Source organism: Streptomyces luteogriseus, from assembly GCF_014205055.1.
GTDB lineage: Bacteria > Actinomycetota > Actinomycetes > Streptomycetales > Streptomycetaceae > Streptomyces > Streptomyces luteogriseus.
In genome coordinates this window covers 375,542-398,407 of record NZ_JACHMS010000001.1, presented here as the reverse complement: position 1 = coordinate 398,407, position 22,866 = coordinate 375,542, and the positions used below count along the sequence as shown (strand labels likewise).

19 protein-coding genes and 1 pseudogene are annotated in these 22,866 nt (G+C 71.4%); 4 read left to right on the top strand and 16 right to left on the bottom strand.

The window, feature by feature from the left end; all coding sequences use genetic code 11:
- Positions 1 to 6: 6 nt before the first annotated feature.
- From BJ965_RS01855 to BJ965_RS01820, 8 genes and pseudogenes are all read right to left on the bottom strand, one after another.
- The gene (locus tag BJ965_RS01855) at positions 7 to 1,377 is read right to left on the bottom strand and encodes an NAD(P)/FAD-dependent oxidoreductase (RefSeq protein WP_184907027.1); all 1,371 of its coding nucleotides are present in this window, start codon (positions 1,375 to 1,377) and stop codon (positions 7 to 9) included.
- Between the two features lie 217 nt (positions 1,378 to 1,594).
- Positions 1,595 to 3,319, bottom strand: a complete 1,725-nt coding sequence (locus BJ965_RS01850) for a PP2C family protein-serine/threonine phosphatase (protein WP_184907026.1) — start codon at positions 3,317 to 3,319, stop codon at positions 1,595 to 1,597.
- Positions 3,316 to 4,377: a SpoIIE family protein phosphatase gene (locus BJ965_RS40310; protein ID WP_184916663.1), complete on the bottom strand. Its 1,062-nt coding sequence runs from the start codon at positions 4,375 to 4,377 to the stop codon at positions 3,316 to 3,318. The genes BJ965_RS01850 and BJ965_RS40310 overlap by 4 nt, the downstream gene beginning before the upstream one ends.
- A gap of 2 nt (positions 4,378 to 4,379) precedes the next feature.
- Positions 4,380 to 4,791: pseudogene (locus BJ965_RS40580) on the bottom strand (anti-sigma regulatory factor); the annotation flags it as partial.
- A complete protein-coding gene (locus BJ965_RS01835; RefSeq protein ID WP_184907025.1) occupies positions 4,791 to 5,231 on the bottom strand; it encodes an anti-sigma regulatory factor in 441 nt (146 codons plus the stop codon). The pseudogene BJ965_RS40580 and the gene BJ965_RS01835, both read right to left, overlap by 1 nt.
- The gene (locus BJ965_RS01830; protein ID WP_184907024.1) at positions 5,231 to 5,650 is read right to left on the bottom strand and encodes an STAS domain-containing protein; all 420 of its coding nucleotides are present in this window, start codon (positions 5,648 to 5,650) and stop codon (positions 5,231 to 5,233) included. The genes BJ965_RS01835 and BJ965_RS01830 overlap by 1 nt, the downstream gene beginning before the upstream one ends.
- The gene (locus BJ965_RS01825; protein WP_184907023.1) at positions 5,647 to 6,534 is read right to left on the bottom strand and encodes an STAS domain-containing protein; all 888 of its coding nucleotides are present in this window, start codon (positions 6,532 to 6,534) and stop codon (positions 5,647 to 5,649) included. The genes BJ965_RS01830 and BJ965_RS01825 overlap by 4 nt, the downstream gene beginning before the upstream one ends.
- A gap of 264 nt (positions 6,535 to 6,798) precedes the next feature.
- Complete coding sequence (locus tag BJ965_RS01820; RefSeq protein WP_030844028.1) at positions 6,799 to 7,191, bottom strand: STAS domain-containing protein; 393 nt, start codon at positions 7,189 to 7,191, stop codon at positions 6,799 to 6,801.
- A gap of 348 nt (positions 7,192 to 7,539) precedes the next feature.
- Between BJ965_RS01820 and BJ965_RS01815 the strand changes: the two genes are divergently transcribed.
- A complete protein-coding gene (locus BJ965_RS01815; protein WP_184907022.1) occupies positions 7,540 to 7,911 on the top strand; it encodes a PRC-barrel domain containing protein in 372 nt (123 codons plus the stop codon).
- Between the two features lie 73 nt (positions 7,912 to 7,984).
- Here the strand turns inward: BJ965_RS01815 and BJ965_RS01810 are convergent, their stop codons facing one another.
- On the bottom strand, positions 7,985 to 8,419 hold the full coding sequence (locus BJ965_RS01810) for an ATP-binding protein (RefSeq protein WP_184907021.1): 435 nt from the start codon (positions 8,417 to 8,419) through the stop codon (positions 7,985 to 7,987).
- A 117-nt stretch (positions 8,420 to 8,536) separates the two neighbouring features.
- Positions 8,537 to 10,435: an AMP-dependent synthetase/ligase gene (locus BJ965_RS01805; protein ID WP_184907020.1), complete on the bottom strand. Its 1,899-nt coding sequence runs from the start codon at positions 10,433 to 10,435 to the stop codon at positions 8,537 to 8,539.
- A gap of 151 nt (positions 10,436 to 10,586) precedes the next feature.
- On the opposite strand from BJ965_RS01805, the gene BJ965_RS01800 reads away from it, so the two are divergent.
- A complete protein-coding gene (locus BJ965_RS01800) occupies positions 10,587 to 10,820 on the top strand; it encodes a DUF6480 family protein (protein ID WP_030844020.1) in 234 nt (77 codons plus the stop codon).
- Positions 10,821 to 10,847: 27 nt separating this feature from the next.
- Here BJ965_RS01800 and BJ965_RS01795 read toward each other — a convergent pair whose 3' ends face one another.
- From BJ965_RS01795 to BJ965_RS38995, 6 genes are all read right to left on the bottom strand, one after another.
- Positions 10,848 to 11,936, bottom strand: a complete 1,089-nt coding sequence (locus BJ965_RS01795) for a glutamate--cysteine ligase 2 (protein ID WP_184907019.1) — start codon at positions 11,934 to 11,936, stop codon at positions 10,848 to 10,850.
- A 111-nt stretch (positions 11,937 to 12,047) separates the two neighbouring features.
- A complete protein-coding gene (gene glgB / locus BJ965_RS01790; RefSeq protein ID WP_184907018.1) occupies positions 12,048 to 14,255 on the bottom strand; it encodes a 1,4-alpha-glucan branching enzyme in 2,208 nt (735 codons plus the stop codon).
- Between the two features lie 3 nt (positions 14,256 to 14,258).
- Positions 14,259 to 15,629, bottom strand: a complete 1,371-nt coding sequence (locus tag BJ965_RS01785) for a maltokinase N-terminal cap-like domain-containing protein (protein ID WP_184907017.1) — start codon at positions 15,627 to 15,629, stop codon at positions 14,259 to 14,261.
- Between the two features lie 28 nt (positions 15,630 to 15,657).
- Positions 15,658 to 17,376, bottom strand: coding sequence for a maltose alpha-D-glucosyltransferase (gene treS, locus BJ965_RS01780; RefSeq protein ID WP_184907016.1), 1,719 nt, complete (start codon positions 17,374 to 17,376; stop codon positions 15,658 to 15,660).
- Positions 17,373 to 19,370, bottom strand: coding sequence for an alpha-1,4-glucan--maltose-1-phosphate maltosyltransferase (locus BJ965_RS01775; RefSeq protein ID WP_184907015.1), 1,998 nt, complete (start codon positions 19,368 to 19,370; stop codon positions 17,373 to 17,375). Before BJ965_RS01775 ends, treS begins: the two co-directional genes overlap by 4 nt.
- Before the next feature lie 74 nt (positions 19,371 to 19,444).
- Positions 19,445 to 19,813 (bottom strand): DUF5133 domain-containing protein, encoded by a 369-nt coding sequence (locus BJ965_RS38995; protein ID WP_246545817.1) that lies wholly within the window; start codon positions 19,811 to 19,813, stop codon positions 19,445 to 19,447.
- Between the two features lie 362 nt (positions 19,814 to 20,175).
- Here BJ965_RS38995 and BJ965_RS01765 point away from each other — a divergent pair, with 362 nt between their 5' ends.
- Together BJ965_RS01765 and glgX are read left to right on the top strand one after the other, a co-directional pair.
- Positions 20,176 to 20,688: a pep a2 gene (locus BJ965_RS01765; protein WP_184907014.1), complete on the top strand. Its 513-nt coding sequence runs from the start codon at positions 20,176 to 20,178 to the stop codon at positions 20,686 to 20,688.
- Positions 20,685 to 22,838, top strand: coding sequence for a glycogen debranching protein GlgX (gene glgX, locus BJ965_RS01760; protein ID WP_184907013.1), 2,154 nt, complete (start codon positions 20,685 to 20,687; stop codon positions 22,836 to 22,838). The genes BJ965_RS01765 and glgX overlap by 4 nt, the downstream gene beginning before the upstream one ends.
- Positions 22,839 to 22,866: the final 28 nt, after the last annotated feature.

Below are 22,866 nucleotides of genomic sequence, written 5' to 3'. Positions count from 1 at the left end.
CCGGTGCTACTCCGGCCGGCTCGCCCCCTCGACCCGCTCCCGCACCTGCTCCGGCGTCAGATAGGCGTCGGTGTACTCGAAGTCCTTCAGCCGCGCGGCCTTGCGGGCCTGGAACCCGGTCCGTACGAAGTCGTCACCGGCGATCGCGTTGAGCAGCCAGTTCGTCATCACCCGCGTCTTGGCCACGTTGGTGCGCAGCGCAGACCAGTGGTAGCCGCGGGCCACGGCCTGGGCGGGCAGCCCGCGCAGTTCGATCCCCAGCGGCTTGGACACCGCGTCGGTGCCACCGAGGTCGACGACGAGCCCGAGGTCCTTGTGGACGTACGGCTTCATCGCCTGGCCGCGCAGTGACGCGATGACGTTGTCGGCGACGTGCCTGCCCTGCCGCAGGGCGTGCTGCGCGGTGGGCGGGCACATGGCGCCGTCGCCCTTGGCCAGGTCGGGCACGGCGGCCGAGTCGCCGAGCGCGAACACCCCGTCGTCGCCCGGCAGGTTCATCTCGGAGGCGACCGCCAGCCGCCCCTTGACGGTCTCCGCGCCCAGCGTGGCGATGAGCGGGCTGGCGACGACCCCGGCGGTCCAGATGAGCGTGCGGGTCGGGACCACCCGCCCGTCGGTGAAGGTGACCTCCTCGGGGCCCGCCTTGGCGATGGAGGTGCCCAGGGAGATGTCGATGCCCCTGCGGCGCAGGATCTCCTGCGCGCTGCTGCCGAGCTTGTCGCCCAGCTCCGGCATCAGCTTCGGCGCGATGTCGATCAGATGCCACTTGATCAGGCCCGGGTCCAGCCGCGGATAACGCTTGACCGCGGCATGCGTGAGCCGTTGCAGGCACGCCGCCGTCTCGGTGCCCGCGTAACCGCCGCCGACCACCACGAACTGCAGCCGCGAGGCCCGCTCCGCGGGGTCCTGGCTCGCGTCGGCCAGGTCCAGCTGCGAGATGACGTGGTCACGGATGTACGCCGCCTCGGCCAGCGTCTTCATCCCGAACGCGTGGTCCGTCAGCCCCGGGATGTCGAAGGTCCGGGTGATGCTGCCGGGCGCCAGCACGATGTAGTCGTACGGCTCGTTGACGATCTCGTCGGTGATGGTGCGGATGACGCAGACCTTGGACTTCAGGTCCACGCCGATGGCGCCGCCCGGAATGATCCGCGTGCGGTACTTCTTGCTGCGACGCAGGGAGACGGCGATCGACTGCGGCGTCAGCACGCCGGAGGCGACCTGGGGGAGCAGCGGCAGGTAGAGCTGGTAGGCGAACGGCGTCACCAGTGTGACGTCGGCCTCGTCCGGGGAGAGTTTCCGTTCCAGACGGCGGACGCACTCCACTCCGGCGAAGCCTGCGCCAACCACCAGGATCCTGGGTCGTGTCACGGTGTTCATCCCTTTCTGCGGCTCCAGGCGGTCTGCCTCGAACGCCTTCCGACTGCCCCTGGATCGCCGGTTCGCACCCTTTCGATCCCACCGTGTGTCCCGCCGGTGCGCCACTCGGACGCGGCAGGCAGACGAACGCGTCGATCACCACCATGCCCGCACCGTGGCCGAAAAGCACCAGGCGGGAGTGAAGAACGCGTGCACACCGGTCCGGCCGGACCCGCCGTCAGGAGCCGTCGCCGCCTTGGAAATGACACAGCAACAGACACACGTCGTCGTCCCGCTCCGAATCGCTGAGCAGCGGATGCAGAAGCCGGTCCGCCGATCCCTCCAGGTCCGCGTCCAGTTCCGCCGAACGGAACCCGCCGAGCGCCGTGGCCAGCCGCTCGATGCCCGGGTCTATTCCCTGCGCACGCCGCTCCACCAGCCCGTCCGTGTACAGCGCGAGGGTGGAACCGGGCGTCAGCTGCTCCGTGTGGTCGGCGATCTCCTGGGTGAGCGGGATGCCGAGCATCGCGCCGGGCTTGGCGTCGAGGGTGCGCACGGTGCCGTCGGGCAGGCGCAGCACCGGCGGCGGATGCCCCGCGGCGGCCCAGGTCAGCGTGGGCTCGTCCGGGTGGAACCGGGCGATCACGGCTGTGGCGTACAGGTCCGGCTGGAGATGGTGCAGGAACCGGTGCAGCCGGGTCAGCAGCCGGCCCGGGCTGTCGCCGTCGACGGCGTACGCCCGCAGTGCGGTGCGCAGCTGGCTCATCATGACCGCCGCGTGCAGTCCGTGGCCGGTCACGTCGCCGATGACGGTGATGAGGCCGCCGTCCCGCTGGGGGAACGCGTCGTACCAGTCGCCGCCGATGTTCAGCCCGTGCGTCGCCGGAAGGTACCGCGCGGCCAGGCTGAGGCCCGGCGTGGTCGGCAGATCCGTCAGCAGGGCGCGCTGGAGCGTCTCGGCGATGTCCCGGTTGTGCTCGAAGCGCCGCGCGTTGTCGATCGCGATGCTGGCCCGCCGGGTGAGCTCGATCAGCATCACCGCGTCGTCCGGGTCCCAGCGCTCCCCGGGCGGTGACAGCGTCAGGACCCCCAGCGGAGCCCGCCGCGTCGGCAGCGGCACACACAGCAGCGGCCGTCCCGGGTCCAGGGCCGACGGCGGCTGGTCCTCGACACCGGGCAGGTTGCCCGGATGGTCGGCGGCGTACTGGGGCCGCCCGGTACGGGCAGCGACCACGGCTGCCGCCGGATGCACCGGCCGGTGCTCCTCCTCCTCGTGGTCGAACAACCAGACGTCGACGCTGCGCGCGTACTCCGGCACCAGCAGGTCCGGCAGTCGGCGCACGATCTCCTCGTGGTTCAGCGACGCCGTCAGCACGGCGCTCGCGTCCGCGAGGAACGTCAGCCGGCGCCGGGCGCTCTCCGCCTCGTTGCGGGCGCTGCGCTCGGCGGCGAAGGCCTCGCGCTGGGCCCGTCCGGCCGCGTCCAGCTCGGCGTGCAGTGCCAGGACGCCCTGGTTGGTCTGGTGCAGCTCCTCGCGGTGGAAGAGGACCAGATCCTCCTGCTCGGTGAGCTTGTCCAGCACCACGGCCGTGTCCTCGTCGGCGCCGAGCAGCGCCTCCGACAGGGCGGCGGGATCGTCGGCGACGGTGCCGTCCTCGGTGGCCTCGGCCGCCTCGGGGCAGGGGACGGTGACCTCCCAGAGCGGCTCCCCGGCGGCGCAGGCCTCCGGCGACGGGGTCACCACGACGTGCAGCAGCCCCTCCTCGGCGGGAGAGCCCGCCAGGTCCATGGTGAGCCGCCAGGTACCGCCCTTGGTGAGGCACTGGCGCAGGTGGGCGCTGAGGGCGGCGGCCAGCCGGGTCCGTTCGACGGTGGGCACACCGTACGCGGCGGACAGGCGCGCGAGCGAGATGCGGGCGCGGGCCGCGTCGGTGACGGTGGTGATCTGCCAAGTGCGCATCATGGGCGTTCCGGCGGGGTCGAGGTCAGCACGGCCACGGCGGTGTCGTCCCGCACCGGCCGGGCGGGACTGCTGGCGTCACGTATCGTCACGGCGGCCGTCACAGCCGGGTCGGCCGCGGCCAGCCCGGGGCCGGACGGCGGCGTCCAGCGGCTGGGCAGGCCGTCGGTGTGCAGGATGAGCAGCGATTCGTCCGTCCAGTCGGCCTCCTCCTCGCGGAGGGTGGCGGGCCGGTGTACCCCGACGATGCCGGGGCGCGACAGCAGGGCGCGCCAGATGCCGCCGGAATGCAGCCGTGCCCCCACGTTGCCGATGCCGGCGAAGCGCAGCCGCCCGGCCGACAGGTCGAGCTGGGCCAGGGCGACCGCCGCGCCCCGCGTGCCCTTCAGCGCGTCGTGCAGGCGCCCCAGCGACTCGGCGGGGGAGAGGTGTGACCAGCGGTGCAGCGCCGCGACCGCGCCGGACGAGGCCCGCGCGGCCTCCGGCCCGTGCCCCAGCCCGTCCGCCAGCATCAACGTCACCCGGTCACCGGCCCGGACCCACCCCCAGGCGTCCCCGGAGTACTCGGCTCCGTCGTACGGGATGTTCACCCCGCCGGCCCGTACCCCGGAGACCGGCACGGAACGGTGCTGCGGGGCGGCCGCGGGGGTCGGCAGGGCGCCGGCCGGTCGCGAGAGGGGACCGGCCGCGTCGCGGGACGCGACGGCATCGGCCGGTTCGTCCCCCGGCGCGTTCCGGGAAGCCGGGGCGGTCGCCGGGGTGCCGGGGGCCGGTGCGGTCCGGGAGGCCGGGTCGGTCTCCCGGATGCCGGTGTCCGCCAGGGCGGGTGCTTCGGGCAGTCCCCGCCCCGCGTCCTGCGCGCGGCCGGTCGTATGCGCGGGGCCGTCGGTTGCCGCTCCGGCCCGCCCGGCGGAGCCCGGCGCTCCGCCGGACACCGCCGGGTGGCCCGTCAGCCCGCCGCAGGCCACCGCGCCGGACGGCGGCTCGCCGCCGGGCCACTGCCCGCCGACAAAGACGCCGCCCTCGGGGCGCGCCGACGACTGTGAACCGCGGGACGCCATGCTTACGCGGGCCACCGCGACCGTGCCGCGGCCGGGGACGCTGTGCAGGGCGAAATCGTCGGAGAGGCGCAGACACGTGCCGAGGCCCGCGCCGAGCGAGCGGCCCGTGGAGAAGCCGTCGCGCAGCGCCGCGGGCACGTCCGCGATGCCTGGGCCGTGGTCGATCGCGGCGATCTGCACCGCCCGGGACCCCTCCCGGTTCTCCCGCAGCACCGGCGGAGCCACGACGTCGATGAGTACCTGGCCACCTTCGGCGTGCTTCAGCAGATTCGTGGCGAGCTCGGTCGCGACCAGCGCGGCCGCCGCGGTGCGCCGCTCGTCCAGTCCGGCCAGCGCGGCGGCGGCCTCGGCCGCGACCCGCGCGTCGCGCACCCGGGTCGAGTCACGCACCGGCACATCCCACACGCGCGGCATCAGACCTCCTCGCGCGGGCGCGGCGGCCGGCCCACCCAGCAGGTCACCCGCACCGTGGTGCCCGAGCCCGGCGTGGTGTCGATGTCGAAGTCGTGCACCAGCCGCCGTGCGCCGCTCAGCCCCATCCCCAGACCGCCGCCGGAGGTGTAGCCGTCGCTCAGTGCCAGGTCGAGGTCGGCGATGCCCGGGCCCTCGTCGGTGAAGGCCAGCCGCAGCCCCTGCGTACCCGCCCTGCCGACCTGGGTCGCCTCCATCCGCCCGCCACCACCGTGCACCAGGGTGTTGCGGGCCAGCTCGCTGGCCGCGGTGACGAGCTTGGTCTGGTCCACCAGGCCGAAGCCGAGCCGGGCAGCGGCCTGCCGTACGTGCTGTCGCACCCACACCAGGTCCATGTCCGACCGGATGGGCAAGCAGGCCTCGACGCCCGCGGCGGTGTGCATCACGGACTCTCCTGACGCGGGCTGCCGGGACGGGTCACCGGGGCCTGTTGCGCGAGGAGCTCCAGGCCCGCCTCGGTACTGAGCGCGGTGCTCAGCCCCGGCAGCGTCAGTCCCAGTTCGACCAGGGTGATGGCGACAGCCGGGCGCATGCCGGCCACCACGGTGCGCGCGGCCAGCAGCTTGGACTGCGCGGCGATCTCGGCCAGCACCCGGCCGAGGAAGGAGTCGACGATCTCCACACCGGAGATGTCGATGAGGACCCCGCGCACCCCGGTGCGGGAGATGGTCTCCGAGAGGTCCTGCTGGAGCTGCTGCGCCGTGCTGTCGTGCAGGTCCCCCTGGAGCGTGACCAGCAGGACGTCGCCGAGCCGGAGGACCGGCACATGGCCGGTCACGGCACGGGGGTGGGCGTCGTTCACCGCTGACCCGCACCCGGGTTCACGATGTCGGCGCCGAGCTGGTGCAGCGCGTACCCCAGTGCGTCGGAAAGGCTCGCACGGGTGATCACGTCCAGGTCCAGGCCGAGATGCACGATGGTCTGCGCGATGGCGGGGCGGATGCCCGAGACGATGCACTCGGCGCCCATGAGGCGCGCCGCGGCGACCGTCTTCATCAGGTGCTGTGCCACCAGTGAGTCGACCGTCGGCACACCGGTGATGTCGAGGATCGCGAACCGCGCGTGCTGTTCGACGACGGCGTTCAGCAGCGTCTCCATCACGATCTGACTGCGGGCGCTGTCGAGCGTTCCGATGAGCGGCACGGCCACGATGCCGTCCCACAGCCGGATGACGGGCGTGGCCACCTCCATCAGCTGCATCCGCTGCCGGTCGCTGAGCGCCTGCCATTCGCTCAGCGCGGTCTGCATGGCCACCAGTCGCAGGGTGCCCGTCAGCACCGTCAGCGCGGTCGAACAGGCCCGCAGGTGCTCGGGTGGCGCCTGCTCCAGATCGGCGGCCAGCAGGTTCTCCACGGGCGGCCGCAGGGCCGCCAGCTCGCTGGAGATCTGGGTGTTGGACAGCCCGGCGCGGGAGCGGGCCGCTCCCATCCGGCCCAGCTGCTCGCGCACGGCGCTGAATCCGGCGGCGTCCGGGTCCTCCACCTGGCCCGAGTCGGCCACTTGGGCCAGTGCGTCCACGATGACCTTGCCCGCTTCCACCGCCTCGTCGCGCGAGACGGTGAACACGGTGCGGAACAAGGGCTCGTCCGCCCACCGCTGGGCGATCTGCTCACACCGGCGGTGCAGGAAGTCCCTGACCTCTTCGGTGGGCGTGGCGAGCTGTCCGTCCGCTTCGTGCTCCGGCACCTGGTTCTCTCCTCATCCGCGTTGCGTCGACCGAGCCCGCTTCTGGCAACGAGACGGCGATGTGACACTTGCCGGGCGACAACTCTAACCATGCGCCGATCTCGCAGGACACCTGCTCCGGTCCAAGCGATGCGGTTCGGGGAAAGGGCGGTTGGCGCCCGCCGCTCCCGGCGCGCGCAGGGTGAGCCGGCGTCCGGGCAGGGCGGAGCGAGGGCACCGGACCACCGGTCTTCGCCGACGGCGTGCCCGAGGGACCCCGGACCGTCAGACGCCCGGCTCTTCCGGGAGGTCCGGCCCCGCGTCCACACGGGCCAAGGCCTCGTCGACGCTCTCCGATATCGGCACCGTGATGCTGACACCGGTCAGATCGAGGATGCGCCGCACGGCCGGCGTCGGGCTGATGACGTGCACGCTGCCCTCGGTCTTACGGGTCTCCTGGTACACCCGGAGGATGATGTTCATCCCGGACGAGTCCATGAAGGGGACGGACGCGAGGTCGATCAGGAAATGCCGTCGGCCGTGGTGGAGTTGGTTGGCCAGATGGGCCTGGAACTCGGTCGCGGTGTCGACGTCCAGGTAGCCGTCGACCGTGATCAGGGCCACGTCCTCCCGGGGCAGTTCGACTTCCACGGACAGCGGGTTCTGGGCGAGGGGCACGGATACCTCCAACAAGTGCTGCGGCCTGGGCTGGTCACCTCTGGGGATGACCGCGGTGCGAGGGGATCCCGGTCGTTCTCCGGACTCGAATGCCGTTCCTCATGCGCCTCCTCTCACTGACGGACTTCGGATGTCACCGCGCCCCCGCGATTACCCCGGAAACCACCCTCCATGCACCGTGATCCGAACATCGTCGGGACCGGCCCGCCGGAAGTCGTCCGCGGTCGCAGGTGTGTGCGCCGAATGCGCTTGCGGCAGCAGGGTAATTGCTGCTGTGGAACGGGTCGGGCGCGAGGGCGTCCGCCGGAGGAATCGCGATCAGCGGATCGCCAGGGAGGATGGAGCAGCGTGACCATCGACAGAATCTGGTCGTACGCGCCGGACAGCGGTCACACCGAGGGGCAGGACCTGACCGGGTACACCGTCGCCGCGACCGACGGCACGATCGGGCACGTGGACCGGGAGGCCTCCCCGCACGACATGCGGCACCTGGTCGTCGACACCGGCGTCTGGGTGTTCGGCCGCAGCGTCCTGGTGCCGGTCGGAGTGGTCACCGGCATCGACACCCGGGGGAGGAAGGTCACTCTGGCCTGCAGCAGGGCAGACGCCAAGGCGGCGCCCCGCTTCCAGACCGACAGCGAGACGCGGGACCAGGGGTACCTGCGGGCCGTGGGGGACTACTACGACCGGCTGCCGCCGCGCGAGACGGCCTCGGTCTGAGCCGGTCACGGGCGCACAGCGCCCGTGACGCTCCCGGCTCGTCAGGGTGGTGAGAAACCCACGAATGCGCTTCTCACCAGGGCAAGAACACGTGCACGTCCTTACCGCGGTCGTCGGCCACCACGCTCACCTGGTCGCAGAGCGTGTGGATCAGGTGCCAGCCGATGCCCCCGCCGCCGTTGCGCGGATCGAAGGGGCGAGGGGCGGGTTCCGTGGTGCTGGTGTCATGCAGGACCACATGCACCCCGTCGAAGGTCCGGCGCATCCGCAGCGCGAACGGGCCCGGGGCGTACTGGACCGCGTTGGCGGCCAGTTCCGTCACCACCAGCAGGATGTCGTCCCAGTACTCGGGGGCAGAGGGCGGGGCGGAGCGTGCCAGATCACGCAAGAACTCCTCCGCGGCCAGCCGTGCGCCTGTCACGTCATGCGGCTCGCCCACGAAGCTGTTCGTGCGGCTCGGGATCTCCTCGGAGGTCAGGGCGTCGTCCCCACGCGGCTCGGTTGACATATCGCCTTTCCGGCCCGGGCGTCAGCGAGGGCTGTCGTCAGGGCTGTCGTCCTTTCTCATGCGTCGCCACTGTTGCGTGTTCCCGAGTGGGCGTGGCCTACGCGTCCGGCCGCACGCTCAGCGGAACACGTTGTCGGAATCGTCCCAGTTCGAAGGTTCGTCCGGGGCGCTCGGCCGCCCCGGACGCCTGCGTGACTGGTACATCGCGTCGATCTCGGAAGCGTAGTGCCGCACGATCTCGTCCCGGCGCAGCTTCATCGACGGCGTGAGCAGCCCGTTGGTCACGTCGAACGACTCCGGCAGCACCCGGAACACCCGGATCGACTCCGACGGCGACACGACACTGTTGGCCGCGGCCACGGCCCGCGCGACCTCCTCCCGCAGCGCGTTCTCCTCCCGGGCCTCCCGCATCTCGCCCTGCAGCGCCAGCCCGGCCCGCCAGTGCGCCAGGAACTCCGGATCCAGCGTGATCAGTGCGCCGACACAGGGCCGGTTGTCCCCCACGACCACGGCCTGGTGGACGAGCGGATGCATCCGCAGCCGCTGCTCCAGGGCCAGCGGGGCGACGCTCTTGCCGCTGCTGGTGATGATGATGTCCTTCTTGCGGCCGGTGATCGTCAGATAGCCCTCCGCGTCCAGTCGCCCGAGGTCCCCGGTGGCGAGCCACCCGCCGCGCAGCGCGGCCCGGGTGGCGGCCTGGTCGCCCACGTACCCCTGGAACACCGACGGGCCGCGCACCAGGATCTCCCCGTCCTCGGCCACCTGGATCTCCATGCCCGGCAGGGCCTGCCCGACCGTCCCCGACTTCTCCCGGCCGAGCGGCTGCATCGTCACCCCGCCGGCGGTCTCCGTCAGGCCGTACCCGTCGTGCACGTAGATGCCGATGCCCTCGTAGAAGAGGGACAGATCGCGGCTGAGGGGGGAGCCGCCGGACGTCGCCCGCCGCACCCGCCCGCCCAGCGCCGCCCGCAGCCTGCGGTACACCGTGCGCTCGTACAGGGCGTGCTGGAGCCGCAGGTCGAAGCCGGGCCCGCGGCCGCGGCCGAGCCGCTGGCGCTCGAGGGCCGCGGCGAAGTCCCGGGCCGTCTCCGCGGCCCGCTCGAACAGTCCGCCGTGACCCTCCTGCTGAGCGGTGCGCAGGAAGTTCTTGTAGATCTTCTCGAGGACCGACGGCACCGCGTAGAGGTACGTGGGCCGGAAGGTGCGCAGCGCCGACGACAGCGCCTCCCCGCTCAGATCGCCCTGGTGCCCCATCAGCAGCCCGCCGCGCACGCACAGCCCCTGGATCATCAGCCCGTACACATGGGAGAAGGGCAGGAACGCGAGCACGGAGCCCTGCTCCCCACGCGGTGCCGCCGTGTGCCCCCAGCCCGCCAGCAGCGTGTCACAGGGGCCGGCCAGGTTGCGGTGGCTGAGGGCGCAGCCCATGGCCTGGCCGGAGGTGCCGGAGGTGTAGGCGATGACGGCCGTGGAGTCCGGCAGCACGATGCGCCGCATAGAGTCGACCGTGGCGATCGGGATGAACTCCCCGCGGTCCGTCAGCTCCTCCAGGGCGCCCGCGTCCAGCTGCCAGACGTGACGCAGCAGCGGCAGCGACGCGCACACCGAGCCGACGGTCATGACGCCCTGTTCGTCCTCCACGACCACGGCCACACAGCCGGCGTCCCGCAGGATCCACTCCACCTGGTCGCGTGACGACGTCGGGTAGACCGGGACGACCTCGGCGCCCACGGCCCACAGGGCGTAACACAGGACCGTCCACTCGAACCGGGTGCGCGCCATGATCGCCACGCGGTGACCCGGCGCGATCCCGGAGGCGATCAGCCCCTTGGCCACGTTCACCACCTGGTCGCGCAGCTCGATCGCCGTCACCTCCTCCCAGGTCGTGGAGGCGGGATCGGCCCGGCGGGCGAGCATCGGCCGGGCCGGTTCGCGGTCCGCCGTCTCGAAGACGCTGTCGGCGAGCCCGCCGGTCAGGGGCGCCACGGCCGGGGGAGCGAGGGCGAGGTCGCGCATGCACTGCTCCTGACGTGTACGGGGTGTGACATTGCCGACGGGTACCGTCATCGGCGGTGCTCGAATGTAGTCGAGTCAGGACCCTTCGGGGTCGGAAAATACGGAAGTGGACCCGCTGATGATCTCGGTGTGATCGGGGGACTCGGACGGCATGACACACATCAGCCCCGATCCGGAACCCGAACGAACCCCCGGTCTGGAGCCCGGCGGCGGTGTACCGCCGGGCGAGACCCCACCCGCGGAGAGCAGCATGCCCGAGACGCTGCCCCGCGAGACCCACAACCCGACCAAGGGCTGGTCCAAGGGACCCCTGACCGTGATCATCGTCCTCGCGGTGCTGATCGCGGCGTTCTTCCTGGCCTACGCCCTCGTCCTCATCCTCTGAACTCCCGTCCGAGCAGGGCGGAACGCCTCACGCCTGCGTCTGGTGGACGCACTCGGTGACGACGTCCCGCAGGCTCCCCGTGCGCTCCATCAGCGCGCGCTGCACCTGAGCGCCGTTTCCGTCCCGCAGCAGCTCCTCGCAGGCGGTCCCGGCCCGCTCCAGGTCGCCCGTGCTGTCGAGGGCCTCCTCGACATGGTCCAGCAGAGCACGGACGACGGCCCTGGCGGGCATCCGCCGCATGGTCTCCGGGTGCAGCAGTTCGCCCGACAGGCCGGACCGGGCGGCCTGCCAGTCGGCCAGCCGCAGCAGGCTGACGCTGTGGCCGAGCGGGTCACGTCCCTCCCGCCACTCGCGCGCGGCGGTCTCCACCAGCCCGCGGACGAGCGTGGCGATCAGCACGGCCGTGCCGGAGTGCAGACACACGTCCGAGACACGGAGCTCCACCGTCGGGTACCGCTGGGACAGCCTCGCGTCGAAGTAGATCATCCCGTCGTCGAGGATGGCGCCGGTGGCCACCATGTCCGCGATCAGACGGTGATACCGCTCGGCCGAGCCGAAGATCTCGGTCGGGCCGGCCGACGGCCAGCGCAGCCACACCCGGCTGCGATAGCTGCTGTACCCGGTGTCCTTGCCCTGCCAGAACGGCGAGTTGGCGCTGAGCGCCCGCAGCACCGGCAACCACGGCCGCAGCCGGTCGACGACCGCGACGCCCTCCTCGTCGGACTCGACCGACACATGCACATGACAGCCCATGACGAGCTGCTCCCGGGTGGCGATGCCGTACTGCTCCGCCATCCACTGGTAACGCTGGTTGACCCCGATGGAGGGGCTGACCGGCAGCGGCGAGGTGGCCAGCGCCGCGACGGTGCAGCCGATCTCCCCCGCGTGCCGGGCGGCCTCCTTGCGGCACCGGACGATCTCCGCGCGCAGGCTCTCCATGGACGACTGCGGATGGGTGGCGAACTCCAGCATCTGTTCGTGGAGTTCCTTCTCGAAGACGTCCTGATCGGCGTCGTCCCGCTCCGCCCGGGCGAGCACCGCCGCGGACAGCGCCCGCGGTTCACCGGTTTCCGGATCGACCAGGAGGAGTTCCTCCTCCACTCCCACGGTGCGCACCTGATGCCCGCCCTTCTGTGCCCTGCCGCGTCGTACCACCGGGTGCTCCCGGTGGTACGACCCCCAGTGCCCCTCACAGGCGGGTGGGACACCTGCCGGGGCGGCAGGACTTCACACGGCGAACGGCGTCAGCCACACCGTGGCGAGCGCAGGCAGCGTGAGACGGACATGTCCGTCCTCCGGCTTGACCGGGTCCGGGTTGGTCACGCCGCTGCCGCCGTAGCGCGTGTCGTCGGTGTTGAGGCGCTCCTCCCAGGCGACGACGTCACCCGGCACCCACAGGGCGTAGTCCTGCCGCACCACGGGGGAGAAGTTCGACACCGCCAGCAGCGGACCACCCTCGGCGTCGTAGCGCAGGAACGCGAGGACGTTGTCGTCGGCCGAGTCCACCGCCACCCACCGGAAGCCCTCCGGGCGGGTGTCGCACTGCCACAGGGCGGGCGTCCCCTGGTACACGGTGTTCAGATCGCGGACCAGATCGCGCACGCCCCGGTGGTCACCCGCCGAGTGGTAGCCGTCGTCGAGCAGCCACCACTCCGGCCCGTGCTCCACCGACCACTCGGCGCCCTGTGCGAACTCCTGCCCCATGAACAGCAGCTGCTTGCCGGGGTGGCCCCACATGAAGCCGAGGTAGGCGCGGTGGGTGGCGCGCCGCTGCCACCAGTCGCCGGGCACCTTCGACACCAGCGCCTGCTTGCCGTGCACGACCTCGTCGTGGGAGATCGGCAGCACGTAGTTCTCGCTGTAGGCGTACACCATCGAGAACGTCATCTCGTGGTGGTGGTACTTGCGGTGCACCGGCTCGTGGGAGATGTACTCCAGCGAATCGTGCATCCAGCCCATGTTCCACTTCAGCCCGAAGCCGAGCCCGCCGGTGTCGGTCGGCCGGGTCACGCCGCCCCAGGCGGTGGACTCCTCCGCGATCGTGACCACGCCCGGCGTCCGCCGGTACACGGTCGCGTTCATCTCCTGCAGGAACCCCATCGCCGCCAGGTCCTCCCGGCCGCCGTAGGCGTTGGGCTCCCACTGGCCGTCCTCGCGCGAGTAGTCCAGGTAGAGCATCGAGGCGACGGCGTCCACGCGCAGTCCGTCGATGTGGAACTCCTCGCACCAGTACACGGCGTTCGCGACGAGGAAGTTGCGCACCTCGGTGCGGCCGAAGTCGAACTCGTACGTGCCCCAGTCCGGGTGCTCCGCGCGCCGGTCGTCACCGGGCTCGTACAGCGGCTCACCGTCGAACCGGGCCAGTGCCCAGTCGTCCTTCGGGAAGTGCGCCGGCACCCAGTCCATGATCACGCCGATACCGGCCCGGTGGCAGGCGTCGACGAAGAACCGGAAGTCGTCCGGCGTGCCCAGCCGGGACGTCGGGGCGTAGAACCCCGTCACCTGGTAGCCCCACGACCCGTGGAAGGGGTGCTCGGCGACCGGCATCAGCTCGACGTGCGTGAAACCCAGGTCCTTGACGTACGCGGGGAGTTCCTCGGCGAGCTGCCGGTAGGTCAGCCCCGGCCGCCACGACGCCAGGTGCACCTCGTACACCGAGAACGGCGCCTCGTGCACCGGCGTGTCGGCGCGGTGCGCCATCCACTCGGCGTCGCCCCACTCGTAGTGCGAGGCCGTCACGATCGACGCCGTGTCGGGCGGCTCCTCGCAGCGCCGGGCCATCGGGTCGGCCTTGAGGAAGCGCTGCCCGTACCGGGAGTGGATCTCGAACTTGTACGCGGTGCCCTCGCCGACGCCCGGCAGGAACAGCTCCCACACGCCCGAGGCGCCCAGGGACCGCATCGGGAACTGCGTGCCGTCCCAGTGGGTGAAGTCCGTGGCGACCCGCACGCCCTGCGCGTTCGGCGCCCACACCGTGAATCGGGTGCCGGTCACGCCCTCGTGGGTCATGGGCTGCGCGCCGAGCGCCTGCCACAGCTCCTCGTGCCGGCCCTCGCGGATCAGGTGCAGGTCGAGCTCGCCGAGCGCGGGCAGGAAGCGGTACGGGTCGTGGGTCTCCTGCTCACCGGCCTCGTATGTCACGTGAAGGGTGTACTCGGGGACCGCGTCCAGCGGCAGCACGCCCGAGAAGAGGCCCTCGCCCTCCGAGACGAGGGCCGTGCGCCTGCCGCCGATCACCACGCTCACCGCGCGGGCGAAGGGGCGCAGCGCCCGGAACACGATCCCGCCGGGCACCGGGTGGGCACCCAGCAGCGCGTGCGGATCGTGATGGGCACCCGCCAGCAGGCGCCCGCGGTCCTCGGGACTCAGGGCAGGGGCGGTCGTGCTCGGGACCGGGCCGGACGGCTCCGGGATTGAGGTGTCGCGCAGGGCCACGGCTCAGTCTCCTCTCACGGCGAGGCGCTCGATCGCCGCCATCGGTACAGGCAGCCAGTCGGGGCGGTGCCGTGCCTCGTACAGCACCTCGTACACGGCCCGGTCCGTCTCATAGGCGCGGAGCAGTCCGTGTTTCTTGCGTGGGTCCCAGCCGGCGCGGGCGGCGTAGCCCGCGCAGTAGGCCTCGCGGCAGCGGCGGGCCCACTCCGGGCGCCAGGGGCGGCGCTGCCGGGCGGCGTAGTCGAAGGAACGCAGCATCCCGGCGATGTCCCGCAGGGGGGAATGGGCGCTGCGCCGTTCGGAGAGCGGCCGGGACGGCTCGCCCTCGAAGTCGATGACGAACCACTCGCGCCCGGCCCGCAGCACCTGACCCAGGTGCAGGTCGCCGTGGATGCGCTGGGCGGTCGGCCCGGGGTCGCAGCTGGTGAGGGCGGCGAACGCGGTCCGCAGGCCCGGCACGAACGGCTGGAGCGCGGGCACGCAGTGCGCGGCGGCGTCCAGCCGCTCGGTCATCGCGGCCGCCGTCGCCCCGTTCTCCCCGGGCCCGCCGACGGGGAACGCCGACGCCAGCGCGAGGTGCACCTCCGCCGTGGCCGCGCCCAGCGCCCGGGCCTGGACCGTGAAGTCGTCCCCGGCGGCCAGCGCGTCCAGCCCCAGCGTCCAGCCGTCGGAGGCGTCCCGCAGATACGGCTGGAGCACGCCGAGGGTGGCCTTGAACGGATGCTTCGTCTGGAACCAGGCCACGGGCGCCGGGACACGGTGGCAGCCCTGGCGGGCCAGCGCGCCCGGCACCTCCAGGTCCGGGTTGACGCCCGGCTGGATGCGCCGGAAGACCTTCAGGATGTACTCGTCGCCGTATACCAGCGAGGAGTTGGACTGCTCGGCGTCCAGCAGCCGCGGCACCAGTCCGGCGGGCACCCGCTGGTCCGGGTCGCAGTCGAAGCGCAGGGGGCCCGCGGTGCCCGGATGCCGCAGCCGGTCCAGCAGCAGCTGGGCCGAACGGGGGTCGTGCAGCGCGTCGTAGACGGTCTGGCCGGCCAGGGGGCCGTCCTGCACCCGCCCGATCAGCGCCCGCCCGAGGCGGGGCGAGGGGTGCTCGCGCACGCCGAGCAGCAGCTGGTAGCAGTCGCCGGCCGGCGGAGCCCCGCCGGGTGAGGGCACACCCGTGTGGCCGGCGTGCCCGGCGTGGACCAGCAGATGCAGACAGCCCGGGAAGAGCTCGGTCATCGACAGCAGGCCGAGCTCCGTGACCGGCCGGTCCTTGCCCGCGAACCAGCGCTGCCGGGGCAGCCAGTCGCGCAGCAGCCCGCCGAGCGACTCCATGGGCTCGGCCAGGCGCGGGAGGTCCGGGCGCAGGGATGCGGTCTTCGGCATGGTCACGCCTCCTTGTCTCGGCGCAGGCTCACAGTCGCCGGCCGATGCGGGATGCGACTCGAGTGAGCCGGAACCAGTAGAAGCCGTGGCCCCCGAGGGTCAGCAGGTACGGCAGCTCGCCGATGGCCGGGAAGCGGACCCCGCCGAACAGCTCCACCGGGTGCCGCCCCGCGAACTCGCGCAGGTCGAGCTCGGTGGGCTGCGCGAACCGCGCGAAGTTGTTGACGCACAGCACCAGGTCGTCCTCGTACTCCCGAAGGAACGCCAGCACCGCGGGGTTGGAGGAGGGCAGTTCGGTGTAGGAGCCGAGCCCGAAGGCCGGGTTCTGCTTGCGGATCTCGATCATGCGGCGGGTCCAGTGCAGCAGCGACGAGGGCGACGACATCGACGCCTCGACGTTGGTCACCTGGTGGCCGTAGACCGGGTCCATGATCGCCGGGAGGAAGAGGCGGCCCGGGTCACAGGTGGAGAAGCCGGCGTTGCGGTCGGGTGTCCACTGCATCGGCGTGCGCACCGCGTCGCGGTCGCCGAGCCAGATGTTGTCGCCCATGCCGATCTCGTCGCCGTAGTAGAGGATCGGCGAGCCGGGGAGGGCGAGCAGCAGCGCGGTGAACAGCTCGATGGTGTGCCGGTCGTTGTCCAGCAGCGGCGCCAGTCGCCTGCGGATGCCGATGTTGGCGCGCATGCGGGGATCCTTGGCGTACTCGGCCCACATGTAGTCGCGCTCTTCGTCGGTGACCATCTCGAGCGTGAGCTCGTCGTGGTTGCGCAGGAACATCCCCCACTGGCAGCCCGAGGGGATGGCCGGGGTCTTGGCCAGGATTTCCGAGACCGGGTAGCGGGATTCCCGCCGTACGGCCATGAAGATGCGCGGCATGACCGGGAAGTGGAACGCCATGTGGCACTCGTCGCCACCGCTGGCGTAGTCGCCGAAGTAGTCGACGACGTCCTCGGGCCACTGGTTGGCCTCCGCCAGCAGCACGGTGTCCGGGTACAGGGCGTCGATCTCGCGGCGGACGCGCTTGAGGAACGCGTGCGAGGCGGGCAGGTTCTCGCAGTTGGTGTCCTCGGCCGCGTAGAGATAGGGCACCGCGTCCAGCCGGAACCCGTCGATGCCCAGGTCCAGCCAGAACTTCAGGGCGGCCAGGATCTCCTCCTGGACGCGCGGGTTCTCGTAGTTGAGGTCCGGCTGGTGGGAGAAGAAGCGGTGGAAGAAGTACTGGCCGCGCACCGGGTCGAAGGTCCAGTTCGAGGTCTCCGTGTCGACGAAGATGATCCGGGCGTCCGGGTAGCCCTTGTCGTCGTCGGCCCACATGTAGTAGTCGCCGTAGGGCCCGTCGGGGTCCTTGCGCGACTCCTGGAACCACGGGTGCTGGTCGCTGGTGTGGTTCATGACGAAGTCGATGATCACGCGCATGCCGCGCTGGTGGGCGGCGTCGACGAACTCCACGAAGTCGGCCAGGTCGCCGAACTCGGGCAGTACGGCCGTGTAGTCGGAGACGTCGTAGCCGCCGTCGCGCAGGGGGGACTTGAAGAACGGCGGCAGCCACAGGCAGTCGACGCCGAGCCACTGGAGGTAGTCCAGCTTGGCGGTCAGGCCCTTGAGGTCGCCGACGCCGTCGCCGTTGCTGTCCTGGAACGAGCGGACGAGCACCTCGTAGAAGACGGCGCGCTTGAACCAGTCAGGGTCCCGATCCCTCGCCGGGGTGTCCTCGAAGGTGTCCAGCACGGGCTCGTTCACTGTCATGACGTTCCTGCCCCTGGGTTCGCGTGCGCGGCGGGCGGGGACTGGACGTGAAAGACGTGCGCGGGAGCCCGCCCCGGCTCCAACCGCACGTAGTTGTTCCTGCTCCAGTGGTAGGTCTCGCCGGTGAGCCCGTCGCGCACCGGCACCGACTCGTGCCAGTCCAGGCCGAGTTGCGGCATGTCCAACGAGACCGTGCCCTCCTGGGCGTGATGCGGGTCGAGGTTGGCCACCACCAGCACGACGTCGGATCCGCTGCGCTTGCTGTACGCGATGAGCGCGTCGTTGTCGGTGTGGTGGAAACGGAGGTTCCTGAGCTGGTGCAGTGCCCGATGTTCCCGCCGGATGGTGTTGAGCCGGGTGAGCAGTGGGGCGAGGGAGCGGCCCTCGCGTTCGGCGCGTTCCCAGTCGCGGTGGCGGAGCTGGTACTTCTCCGAGTCGAGGTACTCCTCGCTGCCTTCTCGCAGCGGGGTGTTCTCGCACAGTTCGTAGCCGGAGTAGATGCCCCAGGACGGTGACAGCGTCGCGGCGAGCACGGCCCGGACCTCGAAGGCGGGCCGTCCGCCGTGCTGGAGGTAGGCGTGCAGGATGTCGGGGGTGTTGGGGAAGAAGTTGGGCCGCATGTAGGAGGCGGCCTCACCCGACAGCTCCGTCAGGTACTCGGTCAGCTCCTCTTTGGAGTTGCGCCAGGTGAAGTAGGTGTAGGACTGCTGGAAGCCGATCTGGGCCAGGGTGTGCATCATCGCCGGCCGGGTGAACGCCTCGGCCAGGAAGATCACGTCCGGGTCGGTGCGGTTGACCTCCCCGATGACCCGCTCCCAGAACACGACCGGCTTGGTGTGCGGGTTGTCCACCCGGAAGATCCGCACCCCGGCGTCCATCCAGTGCCGCAGCACCCGCACCGTCTCGGCGACCAGGCCGTCCATGTCGGCGTCGAAGGCGATGGGGTAGATGTCCTGGTACTTCTTCGGCGGGTTCTCCGCATAGGCGATGGTGCCGTCGGGGCGGTGGTGGAACCACTCGGGGTGCTTCTGCACCCAGGGATGGTCCGGGGAGCACTGCAACGCGAAGTCCAGCGCCACCTCCATGCCCAGCTCCCGGGCCCGCCCGACGAAGCGGACGAAGTCCTCCAGGGTGCCCAGATCGGGGTGCACGGCGTCGTGCCCGCCCTCCGGGGAGCCGATCGCCCAGGGCACGCCGACATCGTCCGGGCCGGGGGAGAGGGTGTTGTTCTTGCCCTTGCGGAAGGTGGTGCCGATGGGGTGGATCGGCGGCAGGTAGACCACGTCGAAACCCATCGCCGCGATCGCCGGCAACCGGCGGGCGGCGGTGCGGAAGGTGCCGTGGGGCTGCTCGGGGGTGCCCTCCGACCGCGGGAAGAACTCGTACCACGAGCCGTACAGGGCCCGCTCCCGCTCCACCAGGAGCGGCAGCGGCTCGCTGCTGGTGACCAGGTCCCGCAGCGGATGCCGGTCCAGGACCGCGTCCACCTCCGGCGTCAGCGCCGCCGCGAACCTGTCCGCCGTGGGCAGGGAGTCGTCGCGCAAGGTCTCCGCCGCGGCGAGCAGCACATCGCGGCCGGCTTCCTTCGGCGCGCCGGCCGCTGCCCGCTCGTGGAGTTCCGCGCCCTCCTCCAGGACCAGGCCCGGGTCGATGCCCGCCGGGATCTTGATGCCCGCCGCGTGACGCCAGGTGGCCACCGGATCGCTCCAGGCCTCCACCCGGTACGACCAGCGGCCGACGGCGTTCGCGGTGACCTCGGCGCCCCACCGGTCGCTGCCGGGAGTGAGCTCGCGCATCGGCGTCCACGGGCCGGGACGGCCCTCGGGGTCCTTCAGGACGACATTGGCGGCGACCGCGTCGTGCCCCTCCCGGAACACGGTGGCGGTGACCTCGAACGTCTCACCCACGACCGCCTTCGCCGGCCGGTTGCCGCTCTCCACGGCCGGGCGGACGTCCCGTACCGGGATACGGCCGATGGCCCGGGTCCTACTCATGGTCCTCACCTCCACCGTGCTCGAAAGCCGGGCCGCGGGGCCCGGTTCAGGGGACAAGAAGTGCGGGAAGGGCGCTACCTTCCCGCGGTGGATCTCCGCTCGGCGCCCGGGGATCTCCGCTCCGCCGCCGACGTTCTGTGTCTGACCGCCGCTGCTGGACGAGGCCGTTCGGCGGGTTCCTGCAGACAGGTGACGTGCTGCTCCTGCAGGCAGGTGATCTGCTGCTCCTGCAGATACGTGACCTGGTTCGTGCGCAGGTACCGCTCGGCCGCGTCCGCCGCCTCCCGCGCACACCGCTTGCCCATCAGCACGCAGAGCGTGTAGCCGGAGTCCTCGAACGTGGTCCGCACGGTGCGGTCGCTCGGTGCCGCGAGCATCACGCGTTCCCAGGCCCGGTAACGCCGCAACTGCCGGGCGACTTCGGCTTTGGCTGGTAGCAGCATGGCGCCGATCACCTTTCGGGGCTCGAGGGGCACGGTCTCCCGACGGTCGGACGGCGGCCGTGCGCACAGCGGCACGGATCCGTAACGGCGATCGAGTTCTTCACACATGGTGCATGCGCGGCGACGCAGCGTCTTGTTGGATCTTCAACCAGCGGCGGCTCTCCTGCGCCGTTCGGGCCACCCCCGCCCGCTCACTTGTGTGTCACACCACCTCAACCGTGCGCTCGTGTTGCACGAACGGGCTAGCACCCTCAGGCTGAGGGTGACTCAGAAGCGATAGGCGCTCACGTTCCGTGTTCGGGGCTCGCCCGCAGGACCGCGGGAGCGAGAAGGAGCTGAGCTTCGCGGTGAGGAGCCGACCGATGAAGACCGCAGTGCCCTGCTACTACCACCTCGACGTGGAAGTCAGCCCGGAACGGGTGGGACAGGTCAGCCGCATTCTGGCCGCTCACCTGAAGTTCTGGGACCTGGACAATCTGGTCCAGCCCGTCTGCGGCGGTGCCGAGATGCTGCTCAACGCCATCGTCGAGCACGCCACGGACAAGAACACGTCGATCGAGATGTGGTGGAACCGGCAGCATCTGATCACCGCCATCGGGGACAACGACCGCGCCCTGCGCCCCGACCAGGAACTGCGAGGCTGCCTGGAGCACCTCGCGGCGATGAGCGACGGCTGGGGCTGCTGTGCGACCGAGACCGGCAGCAAGGTCATCTGGTTCTCGCAGCGCGCCCGCGCCGGTGAGCGCGTCCCGCTGGTGCCGACCGCTCCCGCGCCGCGGGAGAGCGAGGGTCTCGACGTGCCCCGCGAGGAGCGGGTCGCGCAGCTGGCCGGACCGGCCAGTATGCCGGGCGAGGTCCTGGAGGACGCCCGGTGACGCGCCGGCAGACTCGGAAAGGGGTGTCCGCCTGGAGCGGGCGCCCCTACCCGCTGGGTTCGGCCTACGACGGGGAGGGCACCAACTTCGCGCTCTTCAGCGAGGTCGCCGAACGCGTCGAGCTGGTCCTCGTGGACGACGACGGCACCCACACCCAGGTGCCGCTGAACGAGGTCGACGGCTTCGTGTGGCACGGCTACCTCCCCGGCGTCGGCCCCGGCCAGCGCTACGGCTACCGCGTGCACGGACCGTGGGCCCCGGCCGCGGGGCACCGCTGCAACCCGGCGAAACTGCTGCTCGACCCGTACGCCCGCGCGGTGGACGGGCAGATCGACAACCACCCCTCGCTCTACGAACGCGACCCCGACGGCCCCGACCCGGCCGACAGCGCCGGGCACACCATGCTCGGCGTGGTGACCGACCCCTCGTTCGACTGGGGCGACGACGCCCGGCCCTGTCGGCCCTACGCCGACACGGTGATTTACGAGGCGCACGTCAAGGGCATGACCCGCACCCACCCCGAGGTGCCCGAGGAACTCCGGGGCACCTACGCCGGGCTGGCACACCCCGCGGTCGTCGAGCACCTGACCTCCCTGGGCGTGACGGCCGTCGAGCTGATGCCGGTCCACCAGTTCGTCCACGACGGGGTGCTGCACGACCGCGGCCTGGCCAACTACTGGGGCTACAACACCATCGGCTTCTTCGCGCCCCACAACGGCTACGCCGCCCACGGCACGCGCGGGGGGCAGGTCGCCGAGTTCAAGCAGATGGTGAAGACCCTGCACGCGGCCGGGCTCGAAGTGATCCTCGACGTGGTCTACAACCACACCGCCGAGGGCAACGAGAGGGGCCCCACCCTCTCCTTCCGCGGCATCGACAACTCCTCGTATTACCGCCTGGTCGACGGCGACTGGGAGCACTACTACGACACCACCGGCACCGGCAACAGTCTGCTGATGCGGCACCCCTACGTCCTTCAGCTGATCATGGACTCGCTGCGCTACTGGGTGACCGAGATGCATGTCGACGGCTTCCGCTTCGACCTCGCGGCGACGCTCGCCCGGCAGTTCCACGAGGTGGACCGGCTGTCGGCGTTCTTCGACCTCATCCAGCAGGACCCGGTGATCAGCCGCGTCAAACTGATCGCCGAGCCGTGGGACGTCGGTGAGGGCGGCTACCAGGTGGGCAACTTCCCACCGCTGTGGTCGGAGTGGAACGGCATGTACCGCGACGCCGTCCGCGACTTCTGGCGCGGCGAGGACCACACCCTCGGTGAGTTCGCCTCCCGGCTCACGGGCTCCTCCGACCTGTACCAGCACAGCAGGCGCCGGCCCCGCGCCAGCGTCAACTTCGTCACCGCGCACGACGGCTTCACCCTGCGCGACCTCGTCTCGTACAACGACAAGCACAACGAGGACAACGGCGAGGACAACCAGGACGGCGAGAGCACCAACCGGTCCTGGAACTGCGGAGCCGAGGGCCCGACTCGCGACGCGGCCGTGCGGGAGCTGCGCACGCGCCAGCAGCGCAACTTCCTCGCCACGCTGCTGCTGTCCCAGGGCATCCCGATGATCTCCCACGGCGACGAACTCGGGCGCACCCAGGGCGGCAACAACAACGCCTACTGCCAGGACAACGACATCTCCTGGATCGACTGGCGGCTCACCGAGGAGCAGCGCGACCTGCTGGAGTTCACCCGGTACCTCATCCGGCTGCGCACGGCGCACCCCGTGCTGCGCCGGCGCCGCTTCTTCCGCGGCGAGACCCCGACCCGGGCGGACCAGCCGCTGCCGGACCTGATGTGGCTGGCGCCGGACGCCCGCGAGATGACCGACGACGACTGGCAGCGCGGCGACGCGCACTCCGTCGGCGTCTTCCTCAACGGCGACGCCATCGCCGAACCCGACGCGTGGGGCCGCCGGGTCGTCGACGACTCGTTCCTGCTGCTCCTCAACAGCCACTGGGAACCGGTCGACTTCCGCCTCCCGAAGGCCTCCTACGGCGAACGGTGGACGGCCCTGATCGACACGGCCGACCCGGAGGGCACGCCGGACGAGGCGGAGCACAAGGCGGGGACGGGCCTCACCGTCGGGGCCCGCAGCCTGGTCCTGTTGTCCCGGCCCTCACGGGCGGCGCGCGAGAAGGAATGAGGGAGTGACCCGGGTCGGTGCTCGTGGA

Excerpts from the sequence above, each read along its gene's own strand:
- BJ965_RS01855 (WP_184907027.1), bottom strand. The coding sequence starts at position 1,377 with ATGAACACCGTGACACGACCCAGGATCCTGGTGGTTGGCGCAGGCTTC.
- BJ965_RS01850 (WP_184907026.1), bottom strand. The coding sequence starts at position 3,319 with ATGATGCGCACTTGGCAGATCACCACCGTCACCGACGCGGCCCGCGCC.
- BJ965_RS40310 (WP_184916663.1), bottom strand. The coding sequence starts at position 4,377 with ATGGCGTCCCGCGGTTCACAGTCGTCGGCGCGCCCCGAGGGCGGCGTC.
- BJ965_RS01835 (WP_184907025.1), bottom strand. The coding sequence starts at position 5,231 with ATGCACACCGCCGCGGGCGTCGAGGCCTGCTTGCCCATCCGGTCGGAC.
- BJ965_RS01810 (WP_184907021.1), bottom strand. The coding sequence starts at position 8,419 with ATGTCAACCGAGCCGCGTGGGGACGACGCCCTGACCTCCGAGGAGATC.
- BJ965_RS01805 (WP_184907020.1), bottom strand. The coding sequence starts at position 10,435 with ATGCGCGACCTCGCCCTCGCTCCCCCGGCCGTGGCGCCCCTGACCGGC.
- BJ965_RS01800 (WP_030844020.1), top strand. The coding sequence starts at position 10,587 with ATGACACACATCAGCCCCGATCCGGAACCCGAACGAACCCCCGGTCTG.
- BJ965_RS01785 (WP_184907017.1), bottom strand. The coding sequence starts at position 15,629 with ATGCCGAAGACCGCATCCCTGCGCCCGGACCTCCCGCGCCTGGCCGAG.
- treS (WP_184907016.1), bottom strand. The coding sequence starts at position 17,376 with ATGACAGTGAACGAGCCCGTGCTGGACACCTTCGAGGACACCCCGGCG.
- BJ965_RS01775 (WP_184907015.1), bottom strand. The coding sequence starts at position 19,370 with ATGAGTAGGACCCGGGCCATCGGCCGTATCCCGGTACGGGACGTCCGC.
- BJ965_RS38995 (WP_246545817.1), bottom strand. The coding sequence starts at position 19,813 with ATGCTGCTACCAGCCAAAGCCGAAGTCGCCCGGCAGTTGCGGCGTTAC.
- BJ965_RS01765 (WP_184907014.1), top strand. The coding sequence starts at position 20,176 with ATGAAGACCGCAGTGCCCTGCTACTACCACCTCGACGTGGAAGTCAGC.